Source organism: Roseburia sp. AF15-21, assembly GCF_003479505.1.
GTDB classification, from domain to species: Bacteria; Bacillota; Clostridia; order Lachnospirales; family Lachnospiraceae; genus Roseburia_C; species Roseburia_C amylophila.
The window spans coordinates 369,748-375,938 of record NZ_QUHG01000002.1 but is presented as its reverse complement, the minus strand read 5'-3'; the positions used below and the strand labels follow the sequence as shown (position 1 = coordinate 375,938).

8 protein-coding genes are annotated in these 6,191 nt (G+C 43.7%); 3 read left to right on the top strand and 5 right to left on the bottom strand.

The window, feature by feature from the left end:
• Window positions 1-215 precede the first annotated feature (215 nt).
• On the bottom strand, window positions 216-1,664 hold the full coding sequence (locus tag DWW33_RS04845; protein ID WP_118638959.1) for a ParB/RepB/Spo0J family partition protein: 1,449 nt from the start codon (window positions 1,662-1,664) through the stop codon (window positions 216-218).
• A gap of 215 nt (window positions 1,665-1,879) precedes the next feature.
• On the opposite strand from DWW33_RS04845, the gene DWW33_RS04840 reads away from it, so the two are divergent.
• Window positions 1,880-2,278 carry a putative ABC transporter permease gene (locus DWW33_RS04840; protein ID WP_118638958.1) on the top strand — a complete coding sequence of 133 codons (399 nt, stop codon included), beginning with the start codon at window positions 1,880-1,882 and terminating at the stop codon, window positions 2,276-2,278.
• Window positions 2,279-2,364: 86 nt separating this feature from the next.
• Here DWW33_RS04840 and DWW33_RS04835 read toward each other — a convergent pair whose 3' ends face one another.
• Window positions 2,365-2,781: a PH domain-containing protein gene (locus DWW33_RS04835; RefSeq protein WP_117698484.1), complete on the bottom strand. Its 417-nt coding sequence runs from the start codon at window positions 2,779-2,781 to the stop codon at window positions 2,365-2,367.
• Window positions 2,782-2,960: 179 nt separating this feature from the next.
• Here DWW33_RS04835 and pyrB point away from each other — a divergent pair, with 179 nt between their 5' ends.
• Window positions 2,961-3,875 carry an aspartate carbamoyltransferase gene (gene pyrB / locus DWW33_RS04830; RefSeq protein ID WP_022243183.1) on the top strand — a complete coding sequence of 305 codons (915 nt, stop codon included), beginning with the start codon at window positions 2,961-2,963 and terminating at the stop codon, window positions 3,873-3,875.
• A gap of 5 nt (window positions 3,876-3,880) precedes the next feature.
• A complete protein-coding gene (locus DWW33_RS04825; RefSeq protein ID WP_022243184.1) occupies window positions 3,881-4,321 on the top strand; it encodes an aspartate carbamoyltransferase regulatory subunit in 441 nt (146 codons plus the stop codon).
• A gap of 105 nt (window positions 4,322-4,426) precedes the next feature.
• Here the strand turns inward: DWW33_RS04825 and DWW33_RS04820 are convergent, their stop codons facing one another.
• The 3 genes from DWW33_RS04820 to rpsP all read right to left on the bottom strand — a co-directional run bounded on the left by DWW33_RS04820 (window position 4,427) and on the right by rpsP (window position 6,165).
• A complete protein-coding gene (locus DWW33_RS04820) occupies window positions 4,427-5,359 on the bottom strand; it encodes a hypothetical protein (protein ID WP_118638957.1) in 933 nt (310 codons plus the stop codon).
• A gap of 320 nt (window positions 5,360-5,679) precedes the next feature.
• Window positions 5,680-5,907, bottom strand: a complete 228-nt coding sequence (locus DWW33_RS04815) for a KH domain-containing protein (RefSeq protein ID WP_022243186.1) — start codon at window positions 5,905-5,907, stop codon at window positions 5,680-5,682.
• Between the two features lie 12 nt (window positions 5,908-5,919).
• On the bottom strand, window positions 5,920-6,165 hold the full coding sequence (gene rpsP, locus DWW33_RS04810) for a 30S ribosomal protein S16 (RefSeq protein ID WP_022243187.1): 246 nt from the start codon (window positions 6,163-6,165) through the stop codon (window positions 5,920-5,922).
• Window positions 6,166-6,191: the final 26 nt, after the last annotated feature.

Sequence of the window (6,191 nt, the reverse complement as noted above, 5' to 3'; positions counted from 1 at the left end):
AAGGGGGCGGCTCTGGAGGATATACCCCCGCCGCTTGCCGGGGAAATAGCACAGCCGGGGCAGACCGTCAAGGGCGAGCCGCCGAAAACGGCGGTGCGCTGCACCCTTGACGGCCCACTCCCGGCTGTACTAAAAAACAGGCGGCGACGGGGGATATATACCACCAGAGCTTCTGCGCGAGGGCGGGGCCCTCGGGACAAAGTGTCTCGAAGTTGTTACTTGTCAAGTTCCTGCTTTTTCGGGGCTTTTGCCAGCTCCGGCGGCTGTTTTTCTTTCCAGTCATCCAGCAGGGACATAATCTGTTCTTTCATTTTGGCGGGAGTGACCTCCTTGCCAAAATACTTTTCCAGTTCCGCAGTAGAAATAATCAAGCCTCGATCCTCCTTTTTCTGTTCTGATAAGATGCCGTCAATGACATCGCCGTTGAGCTTGCCTTCCTTATCCAGCTCCCGGAGCCGTTTAGCTTGGGCCAGCGAGGGCGAAGCCTGCTCCCCGTCAATGGAAACAGCAATAAGCCTCTGATTTTTCGGTTTGATGTAGGACAGTTCCACGGCAGGCATGAAGCCCATCTTTTTATCGTCTACCTTATCCAGAAGCTCCGGCACAAGAGAGTTGAGCCGCAAGTAGCGCATGACCTTTTTATAGTTCATCTCATGCGCCTCGCCCACAATCTCAACCGAGCGTTTTCCAACATCGCCTTCCGCAACGCCTTTCAGCCGCCCGCCCTGATGCTTAATGTCCTCAACCTCAAGTTCCAGCAGCGCGGCCAATTCACTGGGGAGCATCCCGTCACGCTGCTTGTTGCTGTCCTTCATGGCCTGCACCGCTTCGTGGTCGGTCATTTCACGGACAATAAAGGGCATTTCCTCCAGCCCCGCCAGTTCACTGCCGTGGGTACGGCGATGGCCCGCTACAATTTCATAGCCGTTTCCGTCTTTCTCCGGGCGGGCAAGACCGGGAACCATTACACCGTTTACGCGGATAGAAGCAACGATTTCCTGCATCTTCGCATCGTCCCGTACCTTAAAGGGGTGCGGACGGAATGTGTGAAACGGATGAACCTCGGAAAGTTTCAGATAAACCAGCTTGCCTTCCTCAACCGGGCGGGGCGGTGTGGTCGGCTCGGGAGCCGTCTGTTCCGCAGTAGCAGTTTCCTTCGGTGCCGTATCCTGTGCGGGCTTAATGGGCTCCTTGGCATCCGGGGCCTTTCCGTCACTTCGGGACACTTTGTCTCGTTTGGACGGCTTGGGCTTGTCAGGGGCCGTCTTATCCGCCTTGGGTGGGCGGCCCTTGCGGGCCCCAGCCGATTTCTCCGATTTTTGATTTTCAGTCGCGGCCTTTTCTGCTTTCGGCGGACGGCCACGGCGCGGCTTTTTCGGTTCCTCCGTATTGGCGGGCTGCGGTACTTCTCCGGAGGCTGCCGCCTCCGGCGCTTCGGGGGTTTCCGCCTTTTCGACTTCGGCGCGGGCGTTCTGTCTCTTTTCTGCCATAAGCTCATTGATTTTGTCAAAGGACACAACCACATCGCCGGGCTCAGGTATGGCAGGCCCGGTCTGTTCCTGCTGGGATTCAGATGCTGCGGCCTGTTCTGGTGTGGCGATAGGCTCGGCGGCCTCCGGGGAAATATTCTCCGCAGGGCCAGTATTCAGTTTTTCATCGGCCATTTACGATCCTCCTTTTCGTTAAAGTTGCACAAATTAGAGCGCTAAAATTTTGTAGTTATTTTTGTGCCTCCTTTCCGTCTATCCACGCAAAAAAGCCGCCCGTTTCTCATGCCGGACGGCTTTTTGCGTAATGTGATAGATCAAATATTATTTTTTCTGGTTTGCAGGCTCCGAAAAGCCTTGTATTTACAGTGTTCCTAATAGGAAGTAATCATATGATAAAGAATAATTTTATGATATGCGGACTCACGGGCTGGTGCATGGAAATTATCTTCACCTCCCTTGATTCTATCCGCAATAACAATTTTAAACTGACTGGACATACTTCTATCTGGATGTTCCCGATTTATGGCATGGCGGCGGTTATTCCGCCGGTTTATAAGCACATTCATAAGCTGCCTGCCATCTTCCGGGGTTCCATTTACTCTGCCGGTATCTTTGTCTGTGAGTATCTGACCGGAACCTTCTTAAAGAAAAAGGGCATCTGTCCATGGGATTACAGCAATGCCAAAACCAATATCAACGGTGTCATCCGCTTAGACTATGCGCCTCTCTGGATGATGGCAGGTCTCCTATTTGAACGTGTTACCACTGTTCCCCTGAGAAAATCTTAAATCCCCTTTCCTGCATAAAACAGCATCGCACGGAACTTCTTATTTAAGTCCGTGCGATGCCTGAATCCTGCAATGTCCTGTTACGCTTATGAGTCTAAATCATCAATATCTGCGCCAGCTCCGATATCTAACGTATTTAAAGTACGGCGTTTCATTCTTGCAATTTCGGATGCTTTTAAGATGTAATTTTTTACTTCCCTGGAATGTTTGATATGTGTCAGCCGAAGCTCCGGTGTAGTAACATCTCCGGTATAACAGATTACAGTTCCAAGTCCGAACATCCGCTCCAGCAAAGTTGCCGTTAATTTTACATCCTGTACCTTATACATATAGCAGTCATTTTCTTCAATTTTGAATAAGCCTGCATCTACTGTAATTACACTTGGTTTGATGATATATTTGGTAAAGGTCCATGGCAGACCGAAAAAGAGTATTCTCTTGCGTTCTGTGTACTGGGCATCCTCATCAAAGTCCATCTGCATATCGTTTCTTTCCTCAATCATTTTTGCTCTCCTTCTCTTTGCATCACCTTATGATACCCTACTTTATCATATACTGAAAAATTTTTCAAATTTCAGAATATTGCGTCTTTATATTTTACCTTGAATTTTATATTTTATTATTATATGATAGTAAAAATGCCTAGATGACATTACTAAAAACATCATACAGGAGGAATCTTATGCGACACTTAATGAGTCCCCTCGATTTATCCGTAGAGGAGCTGGATCAACTGCTGGATTTAGCAGGTGATATTGAAAAAAATCCACAAAAATATGCACATGCCTGTGATGGCATGAAACTTGCAACCTGTTTCTATGAACCAAGTACCCGTACCCGTCTTAGTTTTGAAGCTGCCATGTTAAACCTTGGTGGTTCTGTTCTTGGTTTTGCCAGTGCAGACAGTTCATCCGCAGCAAAAGGTGAAAGTGTTTCCGATACTATCCGAATCATTTCCTGTTACGCAGATATATGTGCCATGCGTCATCCAAAGGAAGGTGCGCCTCTCGTAGCTTCCCAGAAATCTTCTATTCCAGTAATCAACGCCGGTGATGGCGGTCATCAACATCCAACCCAGACATTAACTGATTTATTAACCATTCGTTCTTTAAAAGGGAAATTAGACAATATGACAATCGGTTTATGCGGTGATTTAAAATTCGGCCGGACCGTGCACTCTCTGATTAATGCACTGATTCGTTATCCCGGAATCCGCTTCGTTCTTATTTCTCCGGAAGAACTTAAAATTCCGGACTATATCCGCGAAGACGTTCTGGTAAAAAATAATATTCCGTTTGAAGAAGTAACAAGACTGGATGATGCAATGCCAAAACTTGATATTCTTTATATGACCAGAGTGCAGAAGGAACGTTTCTTCAATGAAGAAGATTATGTCCGTCTGAAAAACTATTACATATTAGACAAGGAAAAAATGAAACTTGCCAAAGACGACATGTATGTTCTTCATCCGCTTCCTCGTGTCAATGAAATATCCGTAGAAGTAGATGATGACCCAAGAGCTGCTTATTTCCGTCAGGCACAGTACGGTGTCTATGTGCGAATGGCTCTGATTCTTACACTATTAAAATGGAGGTAATCAATATGTTAAATATCAGTGGAATTCATGAAGGTTTCGTTCTCGACCATATCAAAGCCGGTATGAGCCTTTCTATCTATCATAATTTAAAGCTGGACAAGTTAGACTGTACCGTTGCCATTATCAAGAATGCAAAAAGCAATAAAATGGGAAAAAAGGACATCATCAAAGTCGAATGCCCGATTGATGCCTTAGACTTAGATATCTTAGGTTTTATCGACCACAATATTACCGTAAATATTATCAAAGGCGATAAAATCGTTGAGAAAAAGGAACTGCATCTTCCAAAGCAGGTAAAAAATGTAATCCGTTGCAAGAACCCACGCTGCATTACTTCCATCGAACAGGAATTAGACCAGATTTTCCTGCTCACAGATGAAAAAGAAGAAACCTATCGCTGCAAATACTGCGAAGAAATGTACACTGACTACGGTTTTCGCGCATAAGTAAAATTGTTAAAAAGTGCACAGGAACGAATTCCTGTGCACTTTTTATGAAACTATATAACTGCTTTTCTTTTCCCCTAGAAAAAAACTTACAGTTTTATCTTTTTATCTTGTCAATTGTCCACAGATTTTCTCTACATCATAGTCTGGTGCCATATCTCTTGCCAGTTCATATATATTTTGAATTTTTTCCGGAGTTTCTTCTAGCATATCCGCAATTTCTTCTACAGATTTTCCTTTTTTCATTTTCTTTATTACAAGTGAAACTAAACTCTGCTCTATTCCATGCTCGACTCCTGCCTCAAATTCTGCTTTCCTTAATTTCTTTTCCTCTTCCTCTTTGTCATATTCAAATATACTCATAGCAATTACCTCCGCCTGATTTTTCCTAAGGAAATCTGCCAGAATATTTTCATGGATGCATTCTGCAACTGCTTTTTGTACAGCAGCATCTACTGGCATCTGTTCCGTAAAAACACGCACTTTTGCGACATAAATGGAATATTCCCTCAATATCTGGTACTGGGACATTAACTCCGTGTTGTGCCCCACATTCACATTAAATGTGGTAACAACAAGCTCCAAAGATGGATTGTCTGTTGCATGATAAAACGCATCTGACAGCCGTCTGGTACAACAATCCTCTATCGGCATGCTTCCGTTATAAAATACAATAAAATGGGGATTGGGAATTTTCTGTAATGCAGAAGAATATAGGGATTTCTTATCTACAAGCCTCTGGTATTCTGCTGCAATATAAAATAAATCCCGAAGCGGAATGTTCGGATTTATTGTGGATTGATGTTCATATAGATAAAGATTCATATCCAGAATAAAAGCCAGGTCATTCTTCATTCCCATATAAATAGCATTTTCTAAAGTTACAATTTCCAGTGCATCTGCATCCGTATAATTACTGCTATTAACCGCATTATAAAGTGACAGCAAAGCTTCCTTTTCCGAAAATAGCATGCGAAAAATAGTGTCCTTGAATTTACGGTTTGCTACCGGTGTGTTTTCATTTGTTTCTCTTGTCATAGGCAAGTCCTCCTTGTATGTGGCAGGAGAACCATTGCTACAAAATCCACTGCTGTACCTCTCCTGCTTTTTTGATTAATTAGTGAATAAAAGCATAGATAGATACAGAAATGTCATGTTCAAAATGAAACAAGATTTGAATAATAGAATTTGCTATTTCGATTGTATTAATGTATGCTTTTTTGTATTTTAACATATGTCGCATAATGGGACAAGATGGAAAAGTGCACAGGAACGAATTCCTGTGCATAATTATTAGCATATAGATAAAAAGGAAGCAACAGATTACTCTGCTGCTTCCTTTTATGTCATCGATATTATTACATAATATCAACGATTACTTTTTTGTTTTCTTTTGAGGCTGCTGCTTTCACAACAGAACGGATTGCCTTTGCAATGCGTCCCTGTTTTCCGATTACCTTACCCATGTCGGACTGAGCTACGCGCAGTTCCAATACGATGGCTTTCTCGTTCTCTGTCTCTGTGACATTGACCTCATCCGGGTAATCTACAAGTGATTTTGCAATTACTTCTACTAATTCCTTCATAGGTACACCTCACTATTTTACGATACCGGTTGCTTTGAAGATACGGTTTACGGTTTCTGTTGGCTGTGCGCCGTTTGCTAACCATTTCTTAGCCAGTTCTTCATTTACATGGTACTCACTAGGATCCTTAGTTGGGTCATAAGTTCCAATCTCTTCGATGCATTTTCCATCTCTTGGGGAACGGGAATCTGCAACTACGATTCTATAGAAAGGAGCCTTTTTCTGTCCTAATCTTCTTAATCTGATCTTTACTGCCATTACTGTTTCACCTCCTTGAATTATGC

Excerpts from the sequence above, each read along its gene's own strand:
- rpsP (WP_022243187.1), bottom strand. The coding sequence starts at position 6,165 with ATGGCAGTAAAGATCAGATTAAGAAGATTAGGACAGAAAAAGGCTCCT.
- DWW33_RS04840 (WP_118638958.1), top strand. The coding sequence starts at position 1,880 with ATGATAAAGAATAATTTTATGATATGCGGACTCACGGGCTGGTGCATG.
- DWW33_RS04825 (WP_022243184.1), top strand. The coding sequence starts at position 3,881 with ATGTTAAATATCAGTGGAATTCATGAAGGTTTCGTTCTCGACCATATC.
- DWW33_RS04815 (WP_022243186.1), bottom strand. The coding sequence starts at position 5,907 with ATGAAGGAATTAGTAGAAGTAATTGCAAAATCACTTGTAGATTACCCG.
- DWW33_RS04845 (WP_118638959.1), bottom strand. The coding sequence starts at position 1,664 with ATGGCCGATGAAAAACTGAATACTGGCCCTGCGGAGAATATTTCCCCG.
- DWW33_RS04835 (WP_117698484.1), bottom strand. The coding sequence starts at position 2,781 with ATGATTGAGGAAAGAAACGATATGCAGATGGACTTTGATGAGGATGCC.
- DWW33_RS04820 (WP_118638957.1), bottom strand. The coding sequence starts at position 5,359 with ATGACAAGAGAAACAAATGAAAACACACCGGTAGCAAACCGTAAATTC.
- pyrB (WP_022243183.1), top strand. The coding sequence starts at position 2,961 with ATGCGACACTTAATGAGTCCCCTCGATTTATCCGTAGAGGAGCTGGAT.